Annotated in this window: 12 protein-coding genes and 2 pseudogenes; 7 read left to right on the forward strand and 7 right to left on the reverse strand. The window is 57.0% G+C overall.

Features of this window, described 5'->3' with window-relative positions; all coding sequences use genetic code 11:
• Positions 1-68 precede the first annotated feature (68 nt).
• On the reverse strand, positions 69-1019 hold the full coding sequence (locus tag BLR97_RS07335; RefSeq protein ID WP_089704241.1) for a tripartite tricarboxylate transporter substrate binding protein: 951 nt from the start codon (positions 1017-1019) through the stop codon (positions 69-71).
• Positions 1020-1241: 222 nt separating this feature from the next.
• Here BLR97_RS07335 and BLR97_RS07340 point away from each other — a divergent pair.
• Positions 1242-2357, forward strand: a pseudogene (locus BLR97_RS07340) (IS3 family transposase).
• Between the two features lie 152 nt (positions 2358-2509).
• A pseudogene (locus BLR97_RS07345) lies at positions 2510-2668 on the forward strand (IS66 family transposase); the annotation flags it as partial.
• On the opposite strand, the gene BLR97_RS07350 reads toward BLR97_RS07345, so the two are convergent.
• The 6 genes from BLR97_RS07350 to BLR97_RS07375 all read right to left on the reverse strand — a co-directional run bounded on the left by BLR97_RS07350 (position 2647) and on the right by BLR97_RS07375 (position 8413).
• On the reverse strand, positions 2647-3495 hold the full coding sequence (locus tag BLR97_RS07350; RefSeq protein WP_089704244.1) for a LysR substrate-binding domain-containing protein: 849 nt from the start codon (positions 3493-3495) through the stop codon (positions 2647-2649). The pseudogene BLR97_RS07345 and the gene BLR97_RS07350 overlap by 22 nt on opposite strands.
• A 328-nt stretch (positions 3496-3823) precedes the next feature.
• Positions 3824-4645, reverse strand: coding sequence for a shikimate dehydrogenase (gene aroE, locus BLR97_RS07355; protein ID WP_089704247.1), 822 nt, complete (start codon positions 4643-4645; stop codon positions 3824-3826).
• The gene (gene hemF / locus BLR97_RS07360; RefSeq protein WP_089704250.1) at positions 4642-5583 is read right to left on the reverse strand and encodes an oxygen-dependent coproporphyrinogen oxidase; all 942 of its coding nucleotides are present in this window, start codon (positions 5581-5583) and stop codon (positions 4642-4644) included. Before hemF ends, aroE begins: the two co-directional genes overlap by 4 nt.
• Positions 5584-5602: 19 nt before the next feature.
• Complete coding sequence (gene tsaC / locus BLR97_RS07365) at positions 5603-6160, reverse strand: L-threonylcarbamoyladenylate synthase type 1 TsaC (RefSeq protein ID WP_089704254.1); 558 nt, start codon at positions 6158-6160, stop codon at positions 5603-5605.
• A 39-nt stretch (positions 6161-6199) separates the two neighbouring features.
• Entirely contained in the window at positions 6200-7318 is a 1119-nt protein-coding gene (gene dprA, locus BLR97_RS07370) for a DNA-processing protein DprA (RefSeq protein ID WP_089704257.1), read from the reverse strand.
• Positions 7319-7360: 42 nt separating this feature from the next.
• Positions 7361-8413: a LysM peptidoglycan-binding domain-containing protein gene (locus BLR97_RS07375; protein WP_089704260.1), complete on the reverse strand. Its 1053-nt coding sequence runs from the start codon at positions 8411-8413 to the stop codon at positions 7361-7363.
• A 230-nt stretch (positions 8414-8643) separates the two neighbouring features.
• Here BLR97_RS07375 and def point away from each other — a divergent pair, with 230 nt between their 5' ends.
• The 5 genes from def to trkA all read left to right on the forward strand — a co-directional run bounded on the left by def (position 8644) and on the right by trkA (position 13290).
• Positions 8644-9156 carry a peptide deformylase gene (gene def, locus BLR97_RS07380; protein ID WP_089704263.1) on the forward strand — a complete coding sequence of 171 codons (513 nt, stop codon included), beginning with the start codon at positions 8644-8646 and terminating at the stop codon, positions 9154-9156.
• 73 nt (positions 9157-9229) lie between these two features.
• On the forward strand, positions 9230-10213 hold the full coding sequence (gene fmt / locus BLR97_RS07385; protein WP_089704266.1) for a methionyl-tRNA formyltransferase: 984 nt from the start codon (positions 9230-9232) through the stop codon (positions 10211-10213).
• A complete protein-coding gene (gene rsmB, locus BLR97_RS07390) occupies positions 10210-11544 on the forward strand; it encodes a 16S rRNA (cytosine(967)-C(5))-methyltransferase RsmB (protein ID WP_089704271.1) in 1335 nt (444 codons plus the stop codon). Before fmt ends, rsmB begins: the two co-directional genes overlap by 4 nt.
• A 40-nt stretch (positions 11545-11584) precedes the next feature.
• A complete protein-coding gene (locus tag BLR97_RS07395; protein ID WP_089704274.1) occupies positions 11585-11791 on the forward strand; it encodes a dodecin in 207 nt (68 codons plus the stop codon).
• Positions 11792-11916: 125 nt separating this feature from the next.
• Entirely contained in the window at positions 11917-13290 is a 1374-nt protein-coding gene (trkA, locus tag BLR97_RS07400; protein ID WP_089704277.1) for a Trk system potassium transporter TrkA, read from the forward strand.
• The last annotated feature ends 7 nt before the right edge of the window (positions 13291-13297 follow it).

Consider the following 13297-nt stretch of genomic DNA (forward strand, 5'->3'; position numbering starts at 1 on the left):
GGCAAGCTGGTCATGCCCGCCGCGGAATCAGCGCAGACATGACCGTGAAAATCAGATGGCTCACACGCTTAGCGGGCCAGCCCATTGTCCTCAATGATAGGCACTACCTGATCTGTATAGGAGGTGATGAGGGATTGAAAACTAGTTGCATCACGATAGGTCGCATCGAACCCAGCATCGGTCATCTTTTGTTGATATTTTTCATCTTCATAAACCTGTTTGAGTAGTTCAGAAAGGAACGTTACGCTCTCCTCAGACGTTCCTCTGGGTACAGCCCAGCCACGGAAAGTCGCCCAAACTGGAATACCTAGCCCCGATTCCTCAAAAGTTGGCACATCTGGAAAATTTGCATCTCGAGCATCTGAAGCCACAGCGAGAATACGTACAGTGCCAGCCTGGGCATGTACCATAGCCTCGCCCATTGGCCAGAAGGCGCCATCGGCATGCCCACCGACAACCGCCTGAAGTTGTTCTCCGAAGCCCTGAGCTGGCATATAATTGAACTCAATTCCCACCGAAGACGTCAGCGCTAAACCAGACATGTGATGCGATGTGCCTATACCAGCTACAGCCATGTTTAAAGGATCTTCTTCCGCTGCTGCAACGAAATCTTCGATAGTGTCGAAAGGCGATGATGCTGGAACTGCTATTACTTCAGGATCGAGGTTGTAGGCAGCTACCGGAATAAAATCTTCTATACTGTAGGGGGCTCCTTTGAGTTGGGGATTAGTTACTACAGAGCTGGTCATGGCCAGGACTGTATAGCCATCTGGATTAGCATTTGCGACAAAGTTCTGGCCAACGATGCCACCACCACCTGCACGGTTAGACACGACAACCTTCACATCCCCTAGATATTGGTTAGCCGCTTCCGCAATAAGGCGTGAAGTGACATCGACGCTGCCACCTGGAGCGAAGGGCACCACCAAATCTATATTTTTCATCGGATAATCCTGGGCGGACACGGATGATATTAGCCCCGATCCTAGAACAACTCCTAAAACGATAGATTTATACATATATAGTCTCCTGTCGAATGGGTTGCCAATTTCGGCATTTCGTTTTGTTGTAAAATTCAAGCTACGCCTGAATGACCAATTGGTAAATTTAAAAAAACAGCCAAAAACATTAACATTACTAATGGATGATGTTTGATTAAGTTTCTCATCAACAGCGACGTCACCCCCAGATTGAGTAGCGCTACACTTTAGAATCCGATCCTATGGGTAAGGAGATTGGACATGAAGAAGCATTTCAGCGAAGAACATATCATTGGCTTCCTGGGCGAAGCAGAAGCGGGACTGCTCATCAAGGAGCTATGCCGTGGGCACAGTTTTCAGAAGCCAGTTACTATTTTTGGCGCAGCAAGTTTGGCGGTATGAGCGTACCCGAGGCCAAGCGACTCAAAGAACTCGAAGTTGAAAATGTGCGTTTGAAAAAGCTGCTCGCTGAGTCGCTACTGGAAATGGAGGTCACTCGCGAGGCGCTGAGGAAAAAGCGGTGAGTGCCCCTGCACGACGAGACGTGGTGCGCTTTATGGTGTCACATGGCCTGAGTGAGCGCCGAGCGCTCCGTGTCATCCGTATGAGTGCCAGCGCGTTACGCTATCAGCGAATGCCGGATCGCAACCAGGGCTTACGCGAACGCATCCTGGCGCTCGCGCATCGGCACCGTCGCTATGGGGCGGGCATGATCTATCTGAAGCTTCGTCAGGCCGGAGAGCCGGTCAATCACAAGCGTGTTGAGCGTCTATATGCCGAAGCTCACTTGCAGGTGAAGCGTCGCAAGCGCAAGAAAGTCACGCCTGCTGAGCGAAAACCCCTTGGCCGCCCTGGTGCCGCCAATCAGGTCTGGTCAATGGATTTTGTGTTTGACCGAACAGCAGACGAGCGAGTGATAAAGAGCCTCACCGTTGTCGACGACGCTACCCATGAAGCCGTGGCTATCGTGCCTGAACGTGCCATTGGCGGACTGTTTTTAACACGTATTCTGGATCATCTGGCTTTACAACGTGGCCTACCTAGCGCCATTCGTACTATGGAAAGGAATTCTGTGGGCGTGCCATGCTGTCATGGTCTCATCTCCGGAGCGTTGCACTGTTTTTAATCGAACCTGGAAAACCCAACCAAAACGCCTACATCGAATCGTTCAATGGGAGCTTTCGAGATGAGTACCTGAATGAGCATTGGTTCACCAGCCTTCATCACGCCCAGGTGGTCATCGAGGTATGGAGGCGAGAGTACAACGAAGAAAGACCAAAGAAGAGTCTTGGAGGACTGACACCTTCAGCCTATGCCGAGCAACTAGTGGTAAAACACGATAAAGTTACTTCTGATTCTAAACCCGGCTGCTACTGAAGATGGGGTGACGTCGCTGCCACCTAGTGATGTCTTGGTGCATTTTAGCACCTCTAATTAGGTGGTCAAATTCACTATACCACTACAGTGACCTCACCCTCTCAGTGTGGCGCACCGGCGCCGGTAGAGGGTAGGGAGGACTCCATCCCATTGTGCGCCTGCTCGACGACTTTAAAGGCATTCCGAAAGCCGATGGCTATGCGGGTTACGGTCAGGTGTGTCGTGCCAACTGTATTACCCGTGTTGGCTGTTGGGATCATGCGCGACGCAAGTTAAATAAGAAACCGGATCAGAGTTCAGCACATATCTGATCAAATAAAGCCCTCACTGCTAATGATAGTGAGCCATTGCGGCGATATATATAGAAATTGATGTCAGGCAAGGGAGGTAATCCTTCACGCTCACCCAAAATGCACAAATCTCGATTAATCATTTCAGGGGTGCGCGCAGTGATGCCTAACCCCGCATTAAGTGCAACGTGGATACCCGTTAGGGTTGGACAGGTGTAGCGTTCAACATGTGCCACTCCCCGCTGTTCAAGTGCACTCAATGCGATACGACGAAAAATAGAAGGCGAGTCTGCGAGTACCAATGGTATCGGCTCATTACGCTCAAGACGTAAAGTGGTTGAGGAGATCCAAACCGTTGGAGAGCTACGTAACAGCTTACCTTCAAAACGCTCAGTGTGGCGCGTAGTTAAGGTCATATCGAGCCTTCCATCTTCGAGAAGCGGCATTAAGCTCGGACTCCGATCAACTTTGAGCATGATATGAACACGAGGGTTCGTCTTAGCAAAGGCAGACAAAACACGAGGCAGGATTGAATCCGCGATATCATGCGGTGCTCCAATTCGGACTTCCCCATTTTCCTGGGACGCATTGACCATCATCACCGCTTGGTCGTTTAACGCAATAATCTGGCGTGCATAGGTCAATAAGTTTTGCCCTGCTTGGTTTAAATATCGTTGGCGACCAACCTTAACGAAAAGTGCTGTGCCCAACGCCTCTTCAAGTCGTCTCATTTGTTGGCTAACAGCAGACTGGGTGCGGCACACAAGACGCGAAGCGGCTGTGAACCCCCCCTCTTCGGCAATGGCAATGAAGGTACGTAACAAATCCGCATCTAAGTTTACGTTCATGGCAGTGAACCGTTTATTTTCATATAGTTTAAAATACTTCCATCAACAAATTATCTTCCTTTTAAAAGAGAAAGCATCCAAGGAGGAAATTATTAGTGAATTCAGTCATACCGTGGAAGAATGTAAAGCCACTCAATTTAAAACCATACTGATTGATCACAATGCTTGAGAAAAACTAAATACCACCTATTGTCTCTCTGATTAGTTTTTTCGAGGCTCCATTTTAGGCGACATGCTAGTTTCAAGGAGACTGCAACTCACTCTATGATACTCAATGTATTGACCCTACTCTATAATTGATATTGTGTAATGAAACAAATTGCTCGAATCAGACCACGTTTAATGATTGCCGCAGCATTTCTCGCACGGAGGCCGTCTCAGGGCGCACATTGCGCCACAGGAAAAACGATTCCGCGGCTTGCTCGACCAGCATTCCCAATCCATCTAACAACTTCGCCCCGCGTGGCCCAGCCCACTGAAGAAACACCGTCGGTTCAGCGCCGTACATCATGTCGTATGCCCAAGCGTTGGGCGCAAACAGAGAATCAGGTAATGGAGGAAGCTCACCCGTCAGGCTAGCGCTGGTGCCGTTGATCACAAGATCAAACGTGCCTTTCAAGCTATCAAATCCGCCGCCTTGTATAGCGCCAAGATCGGCAAAGTCTTCGGCTAGCTGCTCGGCCTTAGCCGCTGTCCGGTTAACCACCACCAGCGAGGCGGGCTGCTCGTTGAGTAGCGGTTCAATAATCCCGCGGACAGCACCGCCTGCGCCCACCACCAACACACGCTTTTGGGTAAGCGACACACGATGAAACGCCAAATCGCGCACCAGCCCAATACCGTCGGTGGTGTCACCGTAGGTAAGGCCGTTACCCCCAGCGATCAACGTATTCACGGCACCCGCGCGGCGGGCACGATGACTGAGTGTATCGCATAGCGTAACGGCGTCTGCTTTAAACGGCACCGTCACGTTGGCCCCACGCCCACCGTCGGCGAAAAACTGCCGCCACGCCTCAGCCAACGCGTCTACTGGCGGCTCAATAGCCTCATAGTCAATGTCCTGACCTGTTTGCCGGGCAAAATCAGCATGAATCATCGGCGATTTGGAGTGGCCGACGGGATTGCCAAAGACACCGTAACGATCAGTCATAGAACCTCCTCGCCACGCGTCCTGGAGGCTTCGTCGAGCCAGTCACGCGGCACTAAATAGTCATGCAGCCGCGCTTCTGGGCTACCCGCCTCGGGGGTGAAGGCGTATTCCCAACGGGCAAGCGGCGGCATCGACATCAAGATCGACTCGGTACGTCCACCGCTTTGCAGGCCAAACAACGTGCCTCGATCCCAGACGAGGTTGAACTCCACGTACCGGCCGCGCCGGTAGAGCTGAAATTCCCGCTCGCGTTCGTCCCAGGCATCCGCTTTGTGGCGCTCGACAATCGGCAAGTAGGCGTCTAGAAAACTATCGCCAACGGCACGCTGAAATGCAAAACATTCATCGAAGCTACCGTCGTTGAGATCGTCAAAAAACAGCCCGCCCACGCCGCGGGTTTCATCGCGGTGCTTCAGATAGAAATACTCATCGCACCAGGCTTTGTAGCGTGAGTAGACGTCGTCGCCAAACGGTGCGCAGGCGGTTTTGGCGACCTGATGCCAATGCACGACGTCGTCAAATACCGGGTAAAACGGGGTTAAATCATACCCGCCGCCGAACCACCAGACCGGTGGCTCGCCGTCTTTCTCGGCGATAAAGAACCGCACGTTGCCATGGCTGGTGGGCACATGCGGGTTTTCAGGATGCAACACCCAGGAGACGCCGACCGCGTGAAAGCTACGCCCGGCCAACTCTGGCCGGGCCGCAGTGGCCGATGGCGGGAGCTTTGCCCCATAAACATGGGAAAAGTTAACGCCGCCTTTTTCAAATACGCCGCCCTGCTCGATAACCCGGGAGCGGCCACCGCCGCCCTCTTCGCGATCCCACTCGTCCTGCTTGAAGCTTGCCTGGCCGTCGGCGCGTGCCAAGCCTTCGCAAAGACGCTCCTGTAGATCCAGCAGATAGGTTTTGACGGTATCCAGATGTTCGTGCGCCACATCGTCTCCTGAAGGTCGGTTAACTGCGTATCACACTGCCGCTGGCTAAATCACGGATCGTACTGGGACTGGCGTTGCCGCCCAGCTCGCCGGAAACGATTGCGGCCAGCTGGTCGCCGAAGACCGCCCTGACCTCGTCCTCGCTGGTCGCCGGTGGGTCGCCGGCAACGTTAGCCGAGGTTGACACCAGCGGGCCGCCGAACGCCTCACACAAGGCTTGCATCAGTGGATGGTCGGTCACCCGCAAGGCTACTTTAGCGTGAGCGCCGCGCACCATACCGTGGCTGCGGCCATTGTCCGGGACTAGCCATGTATTCGGGCCCGGCCAACTGGCCACCAGCGGCGCATGCAGCGCCAGCGGCAGTTGTGTGAGCCAGGGCTGAAACTGACTGATCGAGGCGGCCACCAGAATGACCCCTTTGGCGGGGTCGCGGTCTTTAAGACGCATGAGTCGCGCCAGCGCTTCGTCATTATCGGGATCGCAGCTCAGCCCCCATACGGCTTCCGTCGGGCAGGCAATCACGCCGCCCTCGCGCAGCGCGCGAACCGCAGTGTCCACTTCAGCAGCCGTTGTCATGAATTCTCCACCGGTGATGACAAAGGAAACCTTATCCTATCATGGGCGTGGTAAACGCACCCAGCCTCCTGCCCGCGACGCGACCCAGCCGTCGATTTCCAGCATCAATAGACGCTGCTGGCACTCGCTAACCGTACTGCCGCTTTGTTGCACTAAAGCGTCAATCGGCGTCGGTGAGGCACTCAAAAAACCAAGCAGCGAATCCGGCAAGGGTTCATCTGCCGGCCTCTCAAGCGCAGGCGGCGAGGCAGTGGGTTCATTCAAGCCAGGCGGCAGAAACTCGCTGGCCCAATGCTGCAGCTCATTGATAATGTCCTCGGGCTCGCAGGCCATGGAAGCGCCCTGGCGGAGCAGTTGTAAACAGCCGCGTGCCTGTTGATTATGCAGCGAGCTAGGCAATGCAAACACATCGCGGCCCTGCTCCATGGCCAGGCGAGCACTCACCAGGGAGCCACTTTTTTCGGCCGCCTCCACCACCAGCGTACCCAGCGACAGGCCCGTTACGATGCGATTGCGACGCGGGAAAAACGCCGGATGGGCAACGGTACCCGGCGGGTGCTCGGCCAGCACCAATCCACCCGGCGACTCGCTGAGCTGCTGGTAAAGGGCACGATGGCGGGCGGGGTAAATTACATCGATCCCGCAGCCCAACACCGCGACACTGCTGCCACCCTCATCCAACGCGGCCTGCTGTGCTACACCGTCAATCCCCAGCGCCATCCCGCTGACGATACACCAACCCCGGCGCGCCAACCCTCGGGCAAACGTTTGCGCGTTATGCCCGCCTTCAGCGGTGGGGCGCCGCGTGCCCACCATCGCTAGCGTCGGACGCTCAAGCGCGCCTAGATCACCCTGCGCCCACAGCACCGCCGGCGGGTCGGGGAGCTCGTTCAACAACGTGGGCCACGCCGGATGGTCACGGTGTAAAATGGTTCGCCCTGGAGCGCTTGACTGCCAAGCCAGGCTGGCATCCACCGCGGGTTGCAAAGGGCTCTTGGAGGGATGCTCGCACCAAAGTCGAAGCGCACTTGCCGCCTTGCTGGGCAACCCCGCCAGCCAACCCTCCGGCCACTGCGGTTGCTGCGCCACCAGTTGGGCAATTCGCTGCGGCCCCATGCCCGGCAAACTATTCACCACCAACCATTCCCTGGTATCCATCACGCCTCCTTGATCCTTACGTTTACTGGTGCCCGAGCCTGTTTAACGCGCTGGCGTGCGCACCAGATCGCCAACCTCCAGCACCCTTGAAGCCTTCATCACCAGCGCGTAGCTCACGTGATCATAAGGATTGAAGACCATCAAGGTACCAGCGGCCTCGCTGGGTAACATCAGCGACGCTTGGCTGCGCGGGTCGCTGACCACCTCGCCCTGCTGGGCAATTTGGAAAACATGCCCGGCCTGAACACCATCCAGCGTACCTAGGTCGATGGTCACCACCTGTAAACGCCCCACAAAACGCACGCCGCCGGGCACGCCGATCAGTGTTCCGGACAGCTCATTGAGCGGCGCGCGGGGCACCAGATCGTCGCTGTATCGCGGCGTTTCCAACGCCAACACAATGTCGTTGTTACGTACTTCTTGTTCGGCACTGAGCACTTGCAGTTGCACAATATCGCCCTCGGCGCGCAGGTAACGGGCTTCACCGATTTTGATTAACTCAGTGCCTAGCGGGCTACCATCAGCGGCCATATAGGTGTCTGCTGGCCGATAAATGCCGACCTTCCCCTGTCTGGGCACCTGTCCTTTTGCATATAGCGAATCGCCTGCCCCACTGATCAAGCGGCCCTGATCACCGGCCACGACGTACGCCAGCACGTCCTCGGAAGGGTCGCCACTAACGATACGGTGGTCACGCAAAAACGGCTGGATAATATCAGGGTCGATAGGCGGGATTGCTTCACGGCGAGGCACGGTTCGCATTTTGGGCGACAGCTTAACCACGCGCTGCGCCTGCGTCAGCGATAAGCAAGGTGCGCCTTGGCAATTTTTGAGCGTCAGGACGTCGCCTGGATAGATGAGATTGGGGTTATCAATATCGGGGTTGTTTTGCCACAGTTCGGGCCATTGCCAAGGGGCATACAAAAACCGATCCGCTATATCCCATAGGGTATCGCCCTCGACCACCGAATAACGCTCGGGGGCCGTATCGCGGACGCGCTCCCAAGCGTTGGCATCGACCATCATCAACAGCGCCACTACCCCCGCCAGCCAACCGCCAATGACGCCTCGCGGCCTATGTTGTCTAGCCCCCATCCCGACTCCCTAGCTTGTTTGCTGTAGCGTTGCGTTATTTGCTGTGGCATTGCGCCTGGTACCGCTGGTCAGGCATGCCCAGGAACATTGACAGCATGATATAGTGGTCAATCATTAAGTACATCGATCACAAACAATGTACTCGGATCATAAAGGACTTGGGCACGCGCACCTAGTCAGTGCATTGCCTAAGCGATTATTCAGCTCAGCATAACGGTGGTAGTAACGCCATGGCCAAACTCGCCATTCTCGAATTTCCTGACGAGCGCCTGCGCACCAAGGCCCAAGCAGTTCAAAGCGTCGACGATGAGGTGCGTCAACTCGTCGATGACATGCTGGAAACCATGTACGACGCCCGCGGTATCGGCCTGGCGGCCACGCAAGTGGACGTTCACCGTCGTGTGGTCGTGATGGACGTCAGCGACGACCAGTCACAGCCACTGGTGATGATTAACCCCCAGTATACGCCGCTCGGCGACACCCAAGAGCCGCTTTCCGAAGGCTGTCTGTCGATTCCCGAATACTACGCAGAAGTGCCGCGCTACCTGAACGTAGAGTTAAACGCACTGGATCGCAACGGTGAGCCCTATACGCTTGAAGCCGACGGTTTGCTGGCGCACTGCATACAGCACGAGTACGACCATCTAGAAGGCGTGTTGTTTGTCGACTACCTTTCGCCGCTAAAGCGCGATCGGATCCGTAAAAAAATGGAAAAGCGCCACAAGCAAATGCAGGATGCCTAGCCAGGCCGCTGCTAGGCTCTGCCTGACCGGGTTCCTGGTTATCTTTTACTTTTACCGCTAGGTCGTTCTGTCCATGTCATCATTGCGCGTTGTTTTTGCGGGCACACCGGAATTCGCTGCCTCAAGCTTGGCCGCTCTGCTGGAAAGCCAGCATGAAGTGGCTGCTGTGTACACTCAGCCCGACCGTCCCGCCGGTCGCGGGCGTAAGCTCACGCCCAGCCCTGTTAAACGGCTGGCGTTGGAACATGCACTGCCGGTTTATCAGCCTGAAAGCTTAAAAGCGGCCGATGCTCAGGCAACTCTGGCGTCGCTTAATGCCGACGTTATGGTAGTCGTCGCCTACGGGCTGCTGTTGCCCCAGGCCGTGCTGGATATCCCCCGCCTGGGCTGCCTAAACGTACATGCCTCGCTGCTACCCCGCTGGCGAGGCGCCGCACCGATTCAGCGCGCCATTGAAGCCGGCGATAATACTTCCGGCGTGACCATCATGCAGATGGACGCCGGGCTCGATACCGGCGACATGCTGCACGACGTCCGCACCCCGATCACCGCCCAAACCACCGGTGGCGACTTGCACGATCGTCTCGCTATTCAAGGGGCCAATGCCCTGATCAACACGCTCGATGAACTCGCCACGGGTTCCGTTAGTGCGACGCCGCAGCCTGAAGAAGGCGTGACCTACGCCGCTAAACTCACCAAGGCTGAGGCCGAGCTTGATTTTAGCCAGCCGGCGGAGCAGTTGGTGCGTAAAATTCATGCCTATAACCCCTGGCCGGTGGCTTGGTGTGCTTTGGGCAATGACCGACTACGCCTGTTAACCGCAAGTGTAGAACCCGGCGATCAGCCACCCTCCTTGCCGGGCACCCTGTTGGCACACGGAGATGATCATCTGCGAATCGCCTGCGGCCCTGAAGGCCGAGGCGTCCTCTGCGTTAGCCGCGCCCAATTGCCAGGCGGTAAAGCCTTGCCGGTTCGCGAGCTGCTCAACGCCCGCCAAACACGCCTCACCCCAGGCACTTGCCTGGGACAAAGTACCCCGCAAGGAGCATCGACATGAATCAGCCACGTTCGCCCAAAGAAGGCAGCGGCCTAGAGGTGCGCGCCGCTGCTGCGCGGGGGCTGCTGCCGGTGCTTACCGACCAGGGGTCGCTGGCTGGGCTGGATGAGCATAGCGTGGTCGCGCGTGATCGCAGCTTGCTAAAAGAATTGTGCTACGGCACCTGCCGCCGCTTACCGCGCCTGGAAGCCCTGGCCAGCAAACTCCTTAAGCAGCCGTTTAAAAAGCGCGATAGTGATGTCCAGGCCTTGCTGCTAGTCGGCATCTACCAGCTACTTTATATGCGCATCCCCGCCCATGCGGCAGTGGGTGAAACCGCCGGCGCGGCGCGTTTGCTGGGCAAAGACTGGGCCACCCGCGTATTGAACGGCTGCCTACGCCGCTTGCAGCGTGAATCGGACGCTTTGCAGGCGGAAGTAGACCGCGACCCTAACGTGGCGCTCGAACATCCAGCTTGGCTGTTGAAGGCGCTACGTCAAGCATGGCCCGACCATTGGCAGGCGATTGCTGAAGCCAACAATCAGCCGGGGCCCATGACGCTGCGCGTCAACCAGCGCCAGCAAGACCGCGAAACCTACTTGTCCTTGCTCAATGAAACCGGCTTAGGCGGCCAACTGTGCGTTCACGCGCCCGACGGTATTACCTTGGAAGAGCCCTGCGATATCACGACGCTGCCAGGCTTTGAACAGGGCCACGTGAGTGTTCAGGACGAAGCCGCCCAACTGAGCGCCGCGCTGCTCGGGCCGGCGCTCGCCCCGCGCCCCGGAGCCCGCGTGTTGGATGCCTGCTGCGCCCCTGGGGGTAAAACAGCGCACCTGCTGGAACAGTTTGATATCGCGCTCACCGCCGTAGATAGCGATAATCGGCGCTTGGCGCGGGTGGACGATACCCTAAGCCGACTGGGGCTGACGGCAGACTTGCAACATGCCGACGCCACCCAAAGCGACTGGTGGAGCGGCACCCCGTTCGACGCTATTTTGCTGGACGCTCCCTGTTCGGGGACAGGCGTGATTCGTCGCCATCCGGATATCAAAAAACTGCGCCGCCCCGATGATATCCGCAAGCTCGCCAAGCTCCAGCGCCAGCTTTTAGATAACCTCTGGACGCTACTGCGCCCTGGCGGTACCTTGCTGTACGCCACCTGCTCGGTGCTGCCTGAAGAAAATGCCGAGCAAATTGAGGCGTTTCTTAGCCGAACGCCCGATGCCAAGGTCACCACACCCAACGATGTTGCCTGGGGCATACCCAGCGGTCAGGGCCGCCAACTGTTTCCCGAAGCAAGCGGTCACGATGGCTTTTTTTATGCCAGACTAGACAAGCAGACTGCCTAAGGCATCTAGGCACTGAATTCATGACTCGGATGGAGACACCATGACGCATCACACCTACAAGCACATCGAACTCACCGGTTCATCTGAAACAGGCATTGAAGACGCCGTGCAGAACGCAATCGCCAAGGCGTCTGAAAGCGTCAGAAACATGCGCTGGTTGGAAGTCACCGATACCCGTGGTCATATCGAAGATGGCCGGGTGGCACACTGGCAAGTCACCGTTAAAGTCGGCTTTACGCTGGAATAAATCCCCACCTGCTTTTCGTCGGCGGCTGGTTTACACTGGCCGCCGTCTTTATGGCAGCGCAGTTAGGCCGCCTCGTGGTAGTAACGAGTCGTCGCTGGCGCTCTTAATGGAACCGATGCTCAGCAATGAAAATTATCATTCTCGGCGCCGGCCAGGTCGGCGGCACCCTCGCGGAATACCTCGCCCGTGAGGAAAACGACATTACCGTCGTCGATACCGACGCTCAAAAACTGCGCGACCTGCATACCAAACTCGATATCCGCACGGTGACCGGCGCGGGCTCTTACCCCATTGTGCTGCGTCAAGCGGGCTGCGAAGACGCCGACATGCTGATCGCGGTGACCAGCAGCGACGAAATCAATATGATCGCCTGCCAAGTGGCGCATACCCTGTTTCGCACCCCGACCAAAATTGCCCGGGTACGGTCAACGGCATACCTCACCCGCAAAGGCTTGTTCGCCCACGAGGCGATTCCCATCGACGTGCTGATCAGCCCCGAGCAGGTAGTCACCGATCACGTGCGCCGTTTGATCGAGCACCCCGGCGCACTGCAGGTGCTGGAGTTTGCCGGTGGGCTGGTTCAACTGGTCGCCGTCAAAGCGTTTTACGGCGGCCCGCTGGTCGGCCAGGATTTGGCGTTCCTGCGCCGCCATATGCCCAACGTGGACACTAGGGTGGCGGCGATCTACCGCCGCAACCGGCCGATCATCCCCCGCGGCGATACCGTCATCGAAGCCGATGACGAGGTGTTCTTCCTCGCCGCTCGGCGCGATATTCGCGCGGTGATGAGCGAGTTGCGTCGTGTCGAGCGCGATTTCCGCCGGGTGGTGATTGCCGGAGGCGGTAACATCGGCGAGCGGCTGGCGGAGCATTTGGAACACAGCCACCAGGTCAAGATCATCGAACACAGCCTGGAGCGCTGCACCACGCTATCTGAGCGCTTGGATCGCACCGTAGTGCTCCATGGCAGCGCCACCAGCAAGCGGCTGCTGGAAGAAGAGAATATCGAAGATTGCGATATCTTCTGCGCGCTGACCAACGACGACGAGGTCAATATCATGTCGTCGCTGTTGGCCAAGCGCCTGGGCGCCAAGAAGGTGCTCACGCTGATCAACAACGCCGCCTACGTGGACCTGGTCCAGGGCGGCGAGATCGACATCGCCATTTCGCCCCAGCAGGCGACCATCGGCAGCCTGCTGACCCACGTGCGCCGCGGCGATATCGTCAACGTCCACTCGCTGCGCCGGGGCGCGGCGGAGGCCATCGAGGCCATCGCCCACGGCGACAAACAGTCGTCCAAGGTGGTCGGCCGCACCATTCGCGAGATCGACCTGCCCGACGGCACCACCATCGGCGCGATCGTGCGCGGCAAGGAGGTCATGATCGCCCACGATCACATCGTGATAGAAAGCGGCGACCACGTGATTTTGTTTGTGATCGACAAGCGCCGCATTCGCGACGTCGAGCGCTTGTTCCAGGTAGGGCTGACGTTCTTCTGATGCTTAC

Source organism: Vreelandella arcis (assembly GCF_900103865.1).
Lineage (GTDB): Bacteria > Pseudomonadota > Gammaproteobacteria > Pseudomonadales > Halomonadaceae > Vreelandella > Vreelandella arcis.

Bases quoted from the DNA above. Each gene is read 5' to 3' on its own strand.
- aroE (WP_089704247.1), bottom strand. From the start codon at position 4,645: ATGACTGATCGTTACGGTGTCTTTGGCAATCCCGTCGGCCACTCCAAA.
- dprA (WP_089704257.1), bottom strand. From the start codon at position 7,318: ATGGATACCAGGGAATGGTTGGTGGTGAATAGTTTGCCGGGCATGGGG.
- trkA (WP_089704277.1), top strand. From the start codon at position 11,917: ATGAAAATTATCATTCTCGGCGCCGGCCAGGTCGGCGGCACCCTCGCG.
- tsaC (WP_089704254.1), bottom strand. From the start codon at position 6,160: ATGACAACGGCTGCTGAAGTGGACACTGCGGTTCGCGCGCTGCGCGAG.
- BLR97_RS07395 (WP_089704274.1), top strand. From the start codon at position 11,585: ATGACGCATCACACCTACAAGCACATCGAACTCACCGGTTCATCTGAA.
- fmt (WP_089704266.1), top strand. From the start codon at position 9,230: ATGTCATCATTGCGCGTTGTTTTTGCGGGCACACCGGAATTCGCTGCC.
- rsmB (WP_089704271.1), top strand. From the start codon at position 10,210: ATGAATCAGCCACGTTCGCCCAAAGAAGGCAGCGGCCTAGAGGTGCGC.
- BLR97_RS07375 (WP_089704260.1), bottom strand. From the start codon at position 8,413: ATGGGGGCTAGACAACATAGGCCGCGAGGCGTCATTGGCGGTTGGCTG.
- def (WP_089704263.1), top strand. From the start codon at position 8,644: ATGGCCAAACTCGCCATTCTCGAATTTCCTGACGAGCGCCTGCGCACC.
- BLR97_RS07335 (WP_089704241.1), bottom strand. From the start codon at position 1,019: ATGTATAAATCTATCGTTTTAGGAGTTGTTCTAGGATCGGGGCTAATA.
- BLR97_RS07350 (WP_089704244.1), bottom strand. From the start codon at position 3,495: ATGAACGTAAACTTAGATGCGGATTTGTTACGTACCTTCATTGCCATT.